Source organism: Kitasatospora sp. NPDC093102, from assembly GCF_040683915.1.
Taxonomy (GTDB): domain Bacteria; phylum Actinomycetota; class Actinomycetes; order Streptomycetales; family Streptomycetaceae; genus Kitasatospora.
The window spans coordinates 46957-59978 of sequence record NZ_JBFBFA010000013.1 but is presented as its reverse complement, the minus strand read 5'-3'; the positions used below and the strand labels follow the sequence as shown (position 1 = coordinate 59978).

Sequence of the window (13022 nt, the reverse complement as noted above, 5' to 3'; positions counted from 1 at the left end):
TGCGTTCGGGTCAGCGGCGGCGGGTGCGGGCGACCATCACCAGGAAGCCGAGCGCCAGCACGATCGGGACGGAGTGGGAGACGCCGACCACGGTCAGCGGGCTGAGCAGCGCCAGCAGGGAGCCGCTCAGCAGCATCCCGGTGCCCATGCCGACGTTCTCGGCGGAGGCGAGGATGCCGAAGGCCTCGCCGCGCCGCTCGTCGGCGAGGGCCTGGATCCGGGTGGTGTAGGAGATCTCGGTGAAGCCGTCGCCGAGGCCGGCGCCGATCGCGACCAGCAGGAAGAGCGGGGTCGGGAGGTCGGTGAAGACCAGGATGAAGCAGACGGACATCAGGCAGGTGCCCAGGGCGAAGCCGCGCTCGCCGGGTTCGATGCCGCGCCGCAGCATGAACCGCGAGACCAGCTGCTGGGCGCCGAGGTTGCCGATCGCCCAGGTGGCCCAGAAGGTGCCGAGCAGTGCGGCCGGGTTGTCGGGGGAGGACTGGTTGGCGAAGACCGGCAGGCTGATGTTGTGGGCGGCTGAGCCGAAGGCGTCCAGCAGCCGGATGCCCGCCATGGCGCCCACCACCGGGGCGGCCCGCAGGACGATCAGTGCCCGCCACCGGGGGCCGCGCCGCTTGGACTCCGCGGTGGCCGCGTCGGGTGCGGCCGCGTCCGCTTCGGCCGAGGGCTCGTCGGGCTGTGCGGCGCGGGTGGGCAGGGGCAGCCGGATCACCAGCGCCCCGAACAGGACGAAGCTGGCCGCGTCGATGAGCAGGGCGGCCCGGAATCCCGCCCAGGCCACCACCACGCCCGCGGAGGCGAAGCCGAGCACCATCTCGGTGGAACGGCAGCTCGCCATCAGGCTGTTGGCCCGGGCCCGGCGCTCGGGACCGACCATCTCGGGGATGCTGGTCCGCAGGGCGACGGCGGCCACCGCGGCGGCTCCGCCGAGGACCACGGCGAGCGGGTAGAGGACGGGGATGCGCATCGAGGCCGGGACGAGGGCGACGACGACCAGCGCGAGCGCCTGGGCCACGGCGCAGCCCGCCATCAGCCGCCGCCGTTCCAGCCGGGCCACCAGCCGCCCGGCGACCAGCCCGCCGGCGATGCCGCCGCCGAGCCGCAGGACCAGGTACCCGGCCGTGCCGAGGGCGTTGCCGGCCGCCTCGTAGGCGAACAGGCTCAGGGCGACCAGGTCGAGCTGGCTCCCGTACATGTTCAGGGCATCGCCCGCGGCCAGCCGGTAGAAGACCCGGGGCAGCTTGTTCGCGGACTGGTGCGGTGCTTTGAGTGCGGTGTCCGGCACCGTATCCCCCCAGGGCGCGCCACATGGCCGTTCAGTGTGATATTGCACCGCAACTTAGAGGGGAACGGGCTCTGGATCAATACTTAGATCATTCCATGTCCAAAAGATCGTGAGGTCGGCCGACTTACTGTCATCTTTCGCGCCACCCTGGCCGGTTGTTGGCGTACGGACGGGAGTGGGGGCGGGTCAGCCGCGACCGAACAGCCTGCCGAACCAGCCCTTGCCCGTGCGGCCCTGCGCGGCGCAGTCGCACCGGGCGGACTTCGGCACCCCGGCCAGGACCTGTTCCACGTGCATCCCGCACCCGGCGAAGGTCGGCTTCCCGCAGGTGCGGCAGGCGACTCGTCGGCACATGTCGTTCTCCGTTCTCCGGGCCCCCAGGCGCGGGGCCGTCCCGCCAATATACCCCACCCCGTATTCGTAATGTCGGATTCGTCCGGCCGCCGGGGTCGGAGCGGCGGCAGGGCGAGTTCCCGGGGTGGGCCCGATGGGGCGAGTCCGGCGGGGAGGGGCCGTCAGGCCGTCTCGGGTCGGGCCGGCGGGATCGCGTAGGTCAGCGTGGCGCTGGCGACCAGGACGTCGTCGGCGTCCAGCAGCTCGGCCAGCACCACGCACAGCCGACGCCCGAACTTGGCCGTCCGGGCGTGCACGCGCAGCGCCCCGGGTCGGGGCCGGTTGAGGAAGCTGATCTGCAACGAGCTGGTCAGTGCCATCAGGGTGGGCCCGAGCCGGGCGTTGATCAGGAGGAACGCGGCCAGGTCGCACAGGCCGGCCTGCTCCGGCCCCGAGACGGTGCCGCCCGGGCGGGTGCGCAGCCGGTCGCCGTCCACCGCCATGGTCAGGGTGCGGCCGTCCACCTCGGTCACCCGGCAGGCGGCGTAGTCGGGGAACTGGGCGGCGATCAGGTCATCGAGCTGATCGGGGCCCAGGAGGACGTCGACGGTGGCGACCGCCGTGTTCGAGTCGGTGGTCATGGGGCTCAGCGTAACCGTCGGCCCGGTGGTACGCCCGGAGTGGTCCAGGCCTGCTTCCGGCCAGCTTCGTCTGCCGTGGTCATCCATCAAGATCCTTGACGGGAAAGGGAATTGCGCATGTCGTGCCGGTGTCGGCATGGCCGGAACCGGTCGCTCCGGCGGTGCCGGGTGGCCGAATCTGCCCGGCACGATTCGTAAGGGACCTTGTTCGGCCCAAAATGCAGGACCTACGCTCCGAGGAAGTTCAGCGGAGCCGGTGCGGAGCTCCGCCGGCCGCTGGGGGGCGGCGTCTTTTCCTGGTGGTCGTCATCGAGGGCCTCGGTGGAAGCGGGCCCCCGGCCGCTCACACCCGGCCATGTCCGGCTTCAGACTCCTTCAGAACGGGGTGTTGTGCCATGGGGATTTCCATTCCGGACGACGAGGCGGTGGTGGTCCGCACTCCCGACGAGTTCCTGGCGATGCCGGAGGAGTACCGGGAGATCGCGATCCGCGGCATGGTGGTCAACACCGAAGGGGAGCTCTCCGGCGGCGACGACTACGTGCAGGTCTTCCTGCCGCTGGCCCCCGACGCCGAGGAGCGGCAGGTCTGCGCCGAGCGCGCCGCCGAGGAGTACGACCACTACAAGATCGGCAAGCGGGTCCTCGCGGAGATCGGTGTGGACACCACCTACATGGAGTCGCAGACCCTGGCCGAGCGGAACCTCTTCCGCGCCCAGGAGTTCCACAACTGCACCACCTGGGCCGAGCGCGGGATCTTCTCCTACATCGGGGAGGAGACCGCGATGGTGATGATCTCCGAGTTCGCGCAGAGCAGCTACCGGCCCTGGGCGGACGCCGTGCGCACGATCATCCTCGACGAGAAGGTGCACATCGCCCACGGCGCCCGGGTGTGCCGCAACCTCGCCGCCACCGAGGACGGCCGCGAGCAGCTCCAGCAGGCCCTGGACCGGCTCTGGCCGACCTTCGTCCGGATCTTCGGCAGCCCGCGCTCCGAGCGCGCCGAGCTGGCCGTCCGCTTCGGCCTGCGGCAGACCACCAACGGCCAGGCCTGCGACCTGTGGCGCGAGAAGGTCACCCCGCGGATCAAGAACCTGGGTCTGCGCCTCCCGGAGTAGCAGGTGCAGCAGCACGCCGGTCCCGCGACTCCCGAGGAGCCCACCACCATGGCAACACCCGTCACCATCGAACAGCGCCCGCTGAGCCGGCGCGAGGCGAAGGCGCGCACTGCCGAACTCATCGCCGACCGGCCCGACCTGGCCGAACGCCTGCACCGGCTGCGCCGGTTGGGGCGCGAGGTCCGCTCCTGCGAGGTCCACCTCACCAACGCCTGCAACATCCGCTGCAAGGGCTGCTGGTACTTCGAGGGCGGCTTCGACACGGCCGTCAGGGAGCTGTCGGACCTGGACCGCATCCGGGCCTTCGCCCGCAAGCTGGCCGACGACGGCGTCAACCAGGCCACCCTGATCGGCGGCGAGCCCACCCTGGTCCCGCGCCGGGTGGAGGCATTCGTCGAACAGCTGCCGTACATCACCATCTCCACCAACGGCCTGCGCCCGATGCCCAAGCAGGGCTTCGAGAGGATCGCCATCGCGGTCAGCGTCTTCGGCGGCGGCCCGCTCGACGACGACCTGCGCGCGATCCGGGTCAACGGCTCGAAGTTCACCGGCCTGTTCGACACCGCGCTCTCGCACTACCGCGACGACCAGCGGGTGCTGTTCATCTACGCGCTCTCCGAGGCCGGCGTCGAGCACATCGAGCCCACCGTGCGGAAGATCGCCGAGAACGGCAACATCGTCACCTTCAACTTCTACAGCGAGCACGGCACCGAGACCCCGCTGAAGATCGCCAACGAGCAGCGGGTGCTGGACGAGGCGCAGCGGGTCAAGGAGCTGTACCCGCAGGCCGTGGTGAGCCACCCGTACTTCATCCGGACCCTGGTGACCGGCCGGACGCACTGGGGCGGCCGGTTCGGCTACGACGTCTGCCCCAGCCTCAGCGTCGACGCCCCCGAGCACGAGGAGCGGGTCGCCAACGGCAACCCGGTCATCCCCGGCTTCAACGTCTGGGGCGCCGACTACGAGTCGCTCCAGTTCTGCTGCACCTCCGGCGACTGCGGCGGCTGCCGGGACAGCCAGGCCGTCTACAGCTGGCTGGTGGTCAGCGCGAACCGCTTCCTGGACGACGCCGCCCGGCTGGAGCAGTGGCTGGACATCGCCGAGAGCTACTGGCGGCAGTGGCACTGGGCCCCCTACCACGCCACCAAGGCCGGCACCGCGGCCTGAGCCCGCCGCCGCCCACCGCCCGTACGTTCCCCGCCACCGCCGCCCCGCGCGGACGAGGAGAGTCATGCCCGACACACTGGACCGCACCGCCATCGAGAAGTTCGTCGTCGACGCCCTGGTCGACCTCGGGGTCGAACGCGAGGACATCGTCGACGACGCCGCCCTGGACGAGCTGGAGATCGACTCGCTCGACATGGTCGAGCTCAGCCAGTCCATCCGCAAGAAGCTGGGCATCCCGGTGAAGCCGAAGGACTTCGACCAGCTGTACACCGTCGGCGAGGTGCTCGCCCTGTGCCGCAGGAAGGCCGGGTTGGAGTGAGGCCCCGGGCCGTCGTCACGGGCCTGGGCGCGGTCACCCCGCTGGGCGTGGGCGCCGACGAGCTGCACCGGCGCGCCGTCGCCGGCGAGAGCGGGCTCGCCGACGGGCTCGGACTGTGCCGGGACTTCCGGCCCGCCGACCACCTGTCGCGCCAGCAGATCCGCCGCACCGACCGCTTCACCCAGCTCGCGCTCGTCGCCGCCGCCGAGGCCCTGGCCCAGGCGGGATGGACGGACGGCCCGCCGCCCTACCCCGCCGAGCGGATCGCCTGCGTGGTGGGCTGCGCGCTCGGCGGGACGGCGAGCTTCGAGAGCCAGGCCGAGGTGCTCCGGCAGCAGGGCGGGGAGTTCGTCTCCCCGCTCATGGTGCCCGCCATGATGGCCAACGCCGCGGCCTCGCAGATCGCCCAGCGCCACGGCTTCCGGGGCGAGGCGCTCTGCCTGGCCTCGGCGTGCAGCAGCGCGACCCAGGCGATCGGCACCGCCCTGCTGCTGCTCGCGGCCGGCGCCGCCGACGCGGTGGTGGTCGGCGGCGCCGAGGCCTCCACCTCCGGCCTGGTGCAGGCCGCCTTCCGGACCGCCGGGGCGCTGTCCGAGAGCGGCCGGTCGGTGCCCTTCGACCGCGACCGGGACGGCCTGCTGATCGGCGAGGGCGCCGGGATCCTGGTGCTGGAGACCGAGGCCGGTGCCGCCGCCCGGGGCGCCACCGTGCTCGGCGAGGTGCTCGGCTACGGCGCCACCTGCGACGCCCACCACCTCACCGCCCCGGACCCGACCGGCGAGCCCGCGGCCCGCGCCGTCACCCTGGCGCTCGACGCGGCCGGCGTCACCCCCGGGCAGCTCGGCTACCTCAACGCGCACGGCACCGGGACGCTCCTCAACGACCGGTCGGAGTGCGAGGCGCTGCGGCTGGCACTCGGACCGGCCGTGGAAGCGGTCCCGCTGTCCTCCACCAAGTCCTGCACCGGCCACCTCTTCGGCGCGGCCGGCGCGGTGGAGGCCATCGCCACCCTGCTGGCGCTGCGCCACGCCACCGCCCCGCCCACCGTCGGGCTGCGCGAGCCGGACGAGAAGCTCGGCCCGCTGAACCTGATCCGCCGCGCCACCCCGCTCGCCGCCCCCGCCCTGCCCGGCGGCCGCCGGGCAGGGCTCTCCACCTCCTTCGGGTTCGGCGGACACAACGCGGCCCTGGTGCTGGCGGCGGCCGAGGCTTTCGGTACGACGAAAGGCCAGGAGTGATGCTCGGATTCCACGGACGCCGCTATCTGATCACCGGGGTGCTCAACGAGGACTCCATCGCCTGGCACACCGCCAGGGCGCTCCAGGAGGCGGGCGCGGAGGTCCTGCTCACCGGCTTCGGCCGGGCCCGGCGGATCACCGAGAAGGCGGCGAGCGGCCTGCCCCGCCCGGCCGACGTGCTGGAGCTGGACGTCACCAGGCCCGAGGACTTCGCCCGGCTGGTCAAGGAACTGGAGCAGCGCTGGGGCGGGGTCGACGGCGTGCTGCACGCCGTCGCGGCCGCCCAGCAGACGGCGCTGAGCGGCAACTTCCTCACCACCCCGCCGGAGGCCGCCGGCCTCGCGCTGCGCACCGCCGCCGTCTCGCTGCACTCGCTGGCCACCGCACTCGCCCCGCTGCTCAGCGCGGACGGACGGCGCGGCAGCGTCGTCGGACTGGACTTCGACGCGACCGGCGCCTGGGCCGGCTACGACTGGATGGGGGTCGGCAAAGCGGCCCTCGGCGCGGTCTGCCGGTACCTGGCGATGTACCTCGGCCCGTCCGGCATCCGGGTCAACCTGGTGGCGGCCGGCCCGGTGGAGACCGTCGCCGGGCAGGCGATCAGCACCTTCGACCGGATCGCCGACCGCTGGCAGGCCGAGGCCCCGCTCGGCTGGGACCGCACCGACCCCGCCGTGGTGGTCGGGCCGGTACTGTTCCTGCTCTCCGACCTCGCCGCGACCGTCAGCGGGGAGATCCTGCACGCGGACGGCGGGATGCACGCCGTCCGGATGGGCACCGGCCCGGCCTTCGCCGAAGGAGGCGCGGCATGACGGCCGCCATCGTCGGCGTGGGCGCCGCACTGCCCGAACGCGTCGTCCCCAACGCGCACTTCGAGCGGATCGGTGCCTCCCCGGAGTGGATCGTCAAGCGGACCGGCATCGAGGAACGCCGCTTCCTCGCGCCGGAGGGACGGCTCGCCGACCTCGCGGTGGCCGCCGCCGAGCAGGCGCTGCGCAGCTCCGGGCGCGCCGCCGGGAGCATCCGGCACGTCGTGGTCGCCACCATCACCCCGGACCGGGTCACCCCCGGGGTGTCGGTGGAGGTCGCCGCCCGGCTCGGCATGCCGCAGGCCACGGCCTTCGACCTGCACGCGGCCTGCGCCGGCTTCGTCTACGGCCTGGACCACGCCGCCGCACTGATCGAGACCGGCCGGGCCGAGGCGGTGCTGGTCTGCGGCGCCGACGCGCTGACCCGGATCACCGACCACGAGGACCGCGGCACCGCGGTGCTGCTGGCCGACGGCGCCGGCGCCGCGGTGGTCGCCGACGTGCCCGGCGCGCCCGACCCGTGCTTCTCGCTCGGCAGCGACGGCGAGCAGATCCCGCTGCTGTACGCCGACCGGGACGACCGCAAGCTGCGGATGGACGGCCGGGAGGTGTTCGACCACGCGGTGGAGAAGATGTCCGCCGCCACCCGGGAGGTGCTCGCCCGGCGCGGCCTGACCTGCGAGGACCTCGACCTGTTCGTCGCCCACCAGGCCAACGCCCGGATCGTGCGCGCGGTCGGCAAGGAGGTGGGGCTGCCCCCGGAGCGGCTCTACCTGAACGTCCACCGGGTCGCCAACACCTCGGCTGCCTCGATCCCGCTGGGCCTGACCCACGCCCGCGAGGAGGGCCTGCTGGACGGCCCGAAGCTGCTCGGCCTCGCCGCGTTCGGCGCGGGCATCACCTGGGGCGCCGGGGTGATCGGCTGGCGGCCGGGCGCCGGTGCCGACGCCGACGCCGACGGGGAGGCACGGAGGTGAAGACCCCCCGGTTCCCCGTGATCGCCGAGATCGCCGCGCCGGACGGGGCCCGGCTCACCGTCCGGGCGCTGGCCCGGCCGGAACCGGCCGCCCCGGTGGTGATCGTCCTGCCGGCGATGGGGACGGCCGCCCGGCACTACACCCCGCTGGTCCGTGCGCTGCACGCGGCCGGCCTCAGCGTGGCCACCTGCGACCTGCGCGGCCACGGCGAGAGCCGCCCGGTGCCGCGGCGCGGTGTCGCCTTCGGCTTCCGCGAGCTGGTGGAGCACGACTTCGGGGCGGTGCTCGACGCGGTGGCCGGGGCGTTCCCGGGCGCGCCGCGCCTCCTGCTCGGGCACAGCCTGGGCGGGCAGCTCGGCCTGGTGCACTGCGGCGTGTTCCGGCCCCGGCTCGCCGGCGCGGTGCTGGTGGCCAGCGGATCGGCGTGGTACCGGACCTTCGGCGTACGGGCGGGCCTGAAGCGGCTGGCACTGAGCCAGTTCTCGATCGTCGCCTCGGCGGCGGTCGGCCACTGGCCGGGCGAGCGCTTCGGCTTCGGCGGCCGCGAGTCGGCCCGGCTGATGCGGGACTGGGCGCGGCAGATGCGCACCGGCCGCTACCGGGTGCGCGGCGCGGTCACCGACTACGAACGGGCGCTGGCCCGGGTCGACCTGCCGGTGCTGGCGGTGGACGTGCAGGGTGACGAGCTCGCGCCGCCGCGGGCCGTCGACCACCTGTGCGCCAAGCTTCGCTCGGCCCGGGTGGAGCGCTGGAGCTACACCGCCGAGCAGGCGGACGGCCGCGCGCTGGACCACTTCCGCTGGATCCGGCACAACCGCGGGCTGGTGGAGCGGATCGCCCCCTGGATGCTCGCCACGGCCGCCGGGGCCGGGGAGACCGTTGCTCCGCATGGCGGTGTCCGCCCGACCGTATGAGGATCCGAACCGAGCCCCACCGCCCCGAGGAGCGCCCGCATGTCCGCCGTCCCCGCCCCGTCCGACAGAAGCGCCGACCTGCCGCACGACCCCGCGGACCTGCCGCACGGCATTCCGGACCTGCTCACCGCGACCGCCGCGCGCCGTCCGGAGCACCCCGTCCTGAGACTCGACGAGGAGGTGCTGAGCTTCGCCGACCTGGACGCGCGCAGCGCCCGGGCCGCGCACTGGCTGGCCGCGCTCGGCGTCGCGCCCGGCGACCGGGTGGCCGTGCTGCTGCCCAACGTGCCGGACTTCGCGGTGCTGTACTACGGCATCCTGCGCGCCGGGGCGGTGGTCGTACCGATGAACCCGCTGCTGAAGGCCCGGGAGATCGAGCACTGCCTCGCCGACGCCGGAGCCGCCCTGCTGCTCGCCTGGCACGCGGGTGCCGAGCAGGCGGTCGCCGGTGCGCAGCGCACCGGCACCCGGCTGGTCGCCGTCGAGCCGGCCGCCCTCGCCGCGACGCTCGCGGAACACCCGGCCGGCCTGCCCGGGACCGCGGGACGCGGGGGAGAGGACACCGCGGTCATCCTCTACACCTCCGGCACCACCGGGGCCCCCAAGGGCGCCGAGCTGACCCACCGCAACATCGTGTGCAACATCCGGGCCGGCGTCCGGGTGCTGGGGCTGGCCGAGGGAGACGTGATCTTCGGCGGGCTGCCGCTGTTCCACTCCTTCGGCCAGGTGATCGGCCTGAACTGCGCGGTGGCCGTCGGGGCGTGCCTGACCCTCGTGCCGCGCTTCGACCCGGCGGCCGCGCTCTCGGTGATCCGACGCGACCGGGTGAGCGTCTTCCTCGGCGTCCCGACCATGTACACCCTGATGCTGACCCACCCGCAGCGTGCCGGGCACGACGTCTCCTCGCTGCGGGTGTGCCTGTGCGGCGGCGCGCCGATGCCGCCGGAGGTGCTGCGCGGCTTCGAGGCGGACTTCGGCTGCGTGGTGCTGGAGGGCTACGGGCTGTCCGAGTCCTCGCCGCTGGCCTGCGCCAACCGGAGCGACCGGGAGCGGATCGCGGGCACGATCGGCATCCCGATCGAGGGGGTGCGGATGCGGATCGTCGACGAGTCCGGCACGGAGGTGCCGGACGGCACCGTCGGCGAGGTGGTGATCCGGGGGCACAACGTGATGAAGGGCTACTGGCGCCGGCCGGACACCACCGCGCAGACCGTCCGGGACGGCTGGCTGCACACCGGGGACCTCGGCACCCGCGACGAGCGGGGCGACTTCCGCATCGTCGACCGCCGCAAGGACGTCATCATCCGCGGCGGGTTCAACGTCTACCCGAGGGAGGTGGAGGACGTGCTGTACGAACACCCGGCGGTGGCCGAGGCCACGGTGATCGGCGTCCCCCACCCCACCCACGGCCAGGAGGTGGCCGCCGCCGTGGTCCTGCGCGAGGGCGCGTCGGCGACCGCGGGCGAGATCCGCGGCTTCGTCCGGGAGCGGGTGGCCCCGTACAAGTACCCGCGGCTGGTCTGGACGGTCGACGCGCTGCCCAAGGGGCCGACCGGAAAGATCCTCAAGCGTGAGGTGGTCGTGCCCGAACGGGACTGACCGGTGCCGGCGGGAGGGCGGCCCGGTCGGGCCGCCCCCGGGGTGTCAGAGCACCTGGCGCATCCAGCCGTGGACGTCCTCGGCGCGCCCGTACTGGATGTCCAGCATGTGCTCGCGGATCGCGAGGGTCTGCTTGCCGGGCGCGCCGTTGCCGAGGGTGAACTCGTAGCCCTCGCCCTTGAACCCGACGATCGGGGTGATCACCGCGGCGGTCCCGGCGGCGAACACCTCGGTGATCGTGCCGTCGGCGGCACCGGCCCGCAGCTCGGAGAGGGTGATCGAACGCTGCACCGGGGTCAGCCCGAACTCGCCCGCCAGGGCCAGGATCGAGTCCCGGGTCACCCCGTCGAGGATGTTGCCGAGCGCGGGGGTGACCAGTTCGCCGGCCGAGGTGACCAGGCACAGGTTCATCGTGCCGGACTCCTCCAGGTCGCCCTCGCCGCCGGTGTCGTCCAGGAACAGCACCTGGTCGCAGCCGTTCTTCCGGGACTCGATCTGCGCGGCCAGGCTGGAGGCGTAGTTGCCGCCGCACTTGGCGGCGCCGGTGCCGCCCCGCCCGGCGCGGGTGTAGTTGCTGCTGACCCAGAGCGTGATGCCGGTGACGCCGCCGGCGAAGTACGGGCCGGCCGGGCTGGCGATGACCGAGTAGGCGATCCGCTCGGCGGGCCGGACGCCGAGGAAGGCCTCCGAGGCGAACATGAACGGCCGCAGGTAGAGGCTCTTCTCGTCGGCGGAGCCCGGCACCCACGCCTCGTCCGCGCGCACCAGCTCCTCGACGCTGGTGAGGAAGTCCTCCTCCGGGAGCTCCGGCAGGGCGAGCCGCTCGGCGGAGCGGGCGAAGCGGCGGGCGTTGAACTCCGGGCGGAACAGCCAGACGCTGCCGTCGGCGTGGCGGTACGCCTTCAGCCCCTCGAAGATCTCCTGGGCGTAGTGCAGCACGGCGGCGCTCGGGTGCAGCGAGTACGGCACCAGCGCGGAGACCTTGCGGTCGTGCCAGCCCTCGGCGGGCGTCCAGGTGGCCGAGGCCATGTGGTCGGTGAAGAACTTGCCGAACCCCGGTGCGGCGAGGATGGTGCGTCGCTCCTCCTCGGGGACGGGATCGGGCGTCCGGAACAGAGAGAAAGCGCGACTCATCGTCAACTCCTCGAAACCGCGGTGGAATCCGTGCGAACTGACGCCAACGACCGGCGCCATACCCGTCATGCTAACGGTCGTCAGCCGGACGTGATACGGCGCGACCCGGCCGAGCCCGGAGCCGTCGGCTCCCGAGGGGCCGACGGCTCCGAGGCGGCGTCCTGCCGGTGGCCGGAGTGGGGGCCGGCCTGAGCGCCGTCCGGCCGTCGTCGGGTCGGGCCCGGTCCGCCGCCAAACCCCGTGCCGCCGCACAGGGACTCGAACGGCGGTACGCATTCACCCGGATGCGCAGCGTGATATGCCGTCCGGGCGGGGGCGTGAGCAGGGTGGTTTCAGCCCCTTTACCTCCTTGGAAGGGCAGGAACCATGGGCATATCGCTGTCCCGCCACTCGATCTCCTCCGCTGCCACGGTGGCGTTCGCGACCTGTCTGGTCGCCGCCACGGTGTCACCCGCGCTGGCCGCCGAAACCGGTGGAGGGCCGGGCGGCGGGGTGAAGCCGACGGTGGTCCTGGTCCACGGCGCGTTCGCCGACGCCTCCGGCTGGAGCGACGTCGTCGAACGTCTCCTGGACGACGGGTTCCAGGTCGTCGCCCCGCCCAACGAACTGCGTGGCCTGGCCAACGACGCCGCCTACGTGGCCAGTGTGCTCAAGAACATCAGCGGCCCGATCGTGCTGGCCGGCCACTCCTACGGCGGAGCCGTCATCAGCCAGGCCGCCGCCGGGAACCCGAACGTGAAGGCCCTCGTGTACGTGTCGGCGCTCATGCCCGACGTGGGCGAGTCACCGGCCGAGCTGTCGGCGAAGTTCACGGGCAGCGACCTCGCCGCCGCGCTCAACCCCGTTCCCTACACGGGCCCCGGCGGCAGCGGGACCGACCTCTACCTCAAGGGCGAGAAGTTCCGCTCCGTCTTCGCCGCCGACCTGCCCGAGTCCCGGACCCGGCTGATGGCCGCGGAGCAGCGCCCGCTCGCCGAGGCCGGGTTCGCGGAGAAGGCCACCGCCGCCGCCTGGCGCGACATCCCGTCCTGGGCCGTCGTCTCCCGGCAGGACAGGGCCATCGACCCCGACCTGGAGCGCTTCGGGGCCGAGCGCGCCAAGTCGCGCACCGTCGAGGTCGACTCCTCGCACGTGTCGATGATCTCCCACCCCGACGTGGTGTTCCGCCAGATCCGCGAGGCCGCGGGCGCCGTCGGTGACGGCACGGCCCCGGCCGAGCTCGCGGCGACCGGTTCCCACGGTCAGGCCGTCGCCGCGGTCGGCGCCGTCGCCGCCGCCACGCTCGTGTCCGGCTCGGTGCTCACCCGCATCGCCCGCCGGCGCGGCACCCGCTGAGCAACCGGCCCGGCCGGGCGGCCGGCGGCCCCGGGACTTCCGTCCCCCGGCCGTCGGAGCCCGGCCGGGCCTTCTCTCCGACGCCTCTACGCCGCGCACGTGCCCGCCGACGGCCCCGGGTAGCGGCCGCCGGCGACCGCGCCGGGAATCCGT

General features: G+C 73.5%; 13 protein-coding genes. 9 read left to right on the top strand and 4 right to left on the bottom strand.

The window, feature by feature from the left end; translation table 11 throughout:
* Window positions 1–10 precede the first annotated feature (10 nt).
* From AB0O11_RS19535 to AB0O11_RS19525, 3 genes are all read right to left on the bottom strand, one after another.
* Complete coding sequence (locus AB0O11_RS19535; protein WP_363388229.1) at window positions 11–1288, bottom strand: MFS transporter; 1278 nt, start codon at window positions 1286–1288, stop codon at window positions 11–13.
* 186 nt (window positions 1289–1474) lie between these two features.
* Window positions 1475–1642 (bottom strand): hypothetical protein, encoded by a 168-nt coding sequence (locus AB0O11_RS19530; protein ID WP_363388226.1) that lies wholly within the window; start codon window positions 1640–1642, stop codon window positions 1475–1477.
* Between the two features lie 161 nt (window positions 1643–1803).
* The gene (locus AB0O11_RS19525; RefSeq protein ID WP_363388223.1) at window positions 1804–2262 is read right to left on the bottom strand and encodes a PaaI family thioesterase; all 459 of its coding nucleotides are present in this window, start codon (window positions 2260–2262) and stop codon (window positions 1804–1806) included.
* Window positions 2263–2657: 395 nt separating this feature from the next.
* On the opposite strand from AB0O11_RS19525, the gene AB0O11_RS19520 reads away from it, so the two are divergent.
* The 8 genes from AB0O11_RS19520 (at window position 2658) to AB0O11_RS19485 (ending at window position 10400) form a co-directional block, all read left to right on the top strand.
* Complete coding sequence (locus AB0O11_RS19520) at window positions 2658–3377, top strand: Phenylacetic acid catabolic protein (protein WP_363388220.1); 720 nt, start codon at window positions 2658–2660, stop codon at window positions 3375–3377.
* 48 nt (window positions 3378–3425) lie between these two features.
* A complete protein-coding gene (locus tag AB0O11_RS19515; protein ID WP_363388217.1) occupies window positions 3426–4544 on the top strand; it encodes a radical SAM protein in 1119 nt (372 codons plus the stop codon).
* 64 nt (window positions 4545–4608) lie between these two features.
* Window positions 4609–4863 (top strand): acyl carrier protein, encoded by a 255-nt coding sequence (locus tag AB0O11_RS19510; protein WP_363388214.1) that lies wholly within the window; start codon window positions 4609–4611, stop codon window positions 4861–4863.
* On the top strand, window positions 4860–6101 hold the full coding sequence (locus AB0O11_RS19505) for a beta-ketoacyl-[acyl-carrier-protein] synthase family protein (protein ID WP_363388211.1): 1242 nt from the start codon (window positions 4860–4862) through the stop codon (window positions 6099–6101). Before AB0O11_RS19510 ends, AB0O11_RS19505 begins: the two co-directional genes overlap by 4 nt.
* Entirely contained in the window at window positions 6101–6913 is an 813-nt protein-coding gene (gene fabI, locus AB0O11_RS19500; protein ID WP_363388208.1) for an enoyl-ACP reductase FabI, read from the top strand. The genes AB0O11_RS19505 and fabI overlap by 1 nt, the downstream gene beginning before the upstream one ends.
* Window positions 6910–7887 carry a beta-ketoacyl-ACP synthase 3 gene (locus AB0O11_RS19495; RefSeq protein ID WP_363388205.1) on the top strand — a complete coding sequence of 326 codons (978 nt, stop codon included), beginning with the start codon at window positions 6910–6912 and terminating at the stop codon, window positions 7885–7887. Before fabI ends, AB0O11_RS19495 begins: the two co-directional genes overlap by 4 nt.
* Window positions 7884–8801: an alpha/beta fold hydrolase gene (locus tag AB0O11_RS19490; RefSeq protein WP_363388202.1), complete on the top strand. Its 918-nt coding sequence runs from the start codon at window positions 7884–7886 to the stop codon at window positions 8799–8801. Before AB0O11_RS19495 ends, AB0O11_RS19490 begins: the two co-directional genes overlap by 4 nt.
* 39 nt (window positions 8802–8840) lie before the next feature.
* Complete coding sequence (locus tag AB0O11_RS19485) at window positions 8841–10400, top strand: long-chain fatty acid--CoA ligase (RefSeq protein WP_363388199.1); 1560 nt, start codon at window positions 8841–8843, stop codon at window positions 10398–10400.
* Between the two features lie 45 nt (window positions 10401–10445).
* On the opposite strand, the gene AB0O11_RS19480 is transcribed toward AB0O11_RS19485, so the two are convergent.
* Window positions 10446–11534: a branched-chain amino acid aminotransferase gene (locus AB0O11_RS19480; RefSeq protein WP_363388196.1), complete on the bottom strand. Its 1089-nt coding sequence runs from the start codon at window positions 11532–11534 to the stop codon at window positions 10446–10448.
* A 366-nt stretch (window positions 11535–11900) separates the two neighbouring features.
* Here AB0O11_RS19480 and AB0O11_RS19475 point away from each other — a divergent pair, with 366 nt between their 5' ends.
* The gene (locus AB0O11_RS19475) at window positions 11901–12869 is read left to right on the top strand and encodes an alpha/beta hydrolase (RefSeq protein ID WP_363388193.1); all 969 of its coding nucleotides are present in this window, start codon (window positions 11901–11903) and stop codon (window positions 12867–12869) included.
* The last annotated feature ends 153 nt before the right edge of the window (window positions 12870–13022 follow it).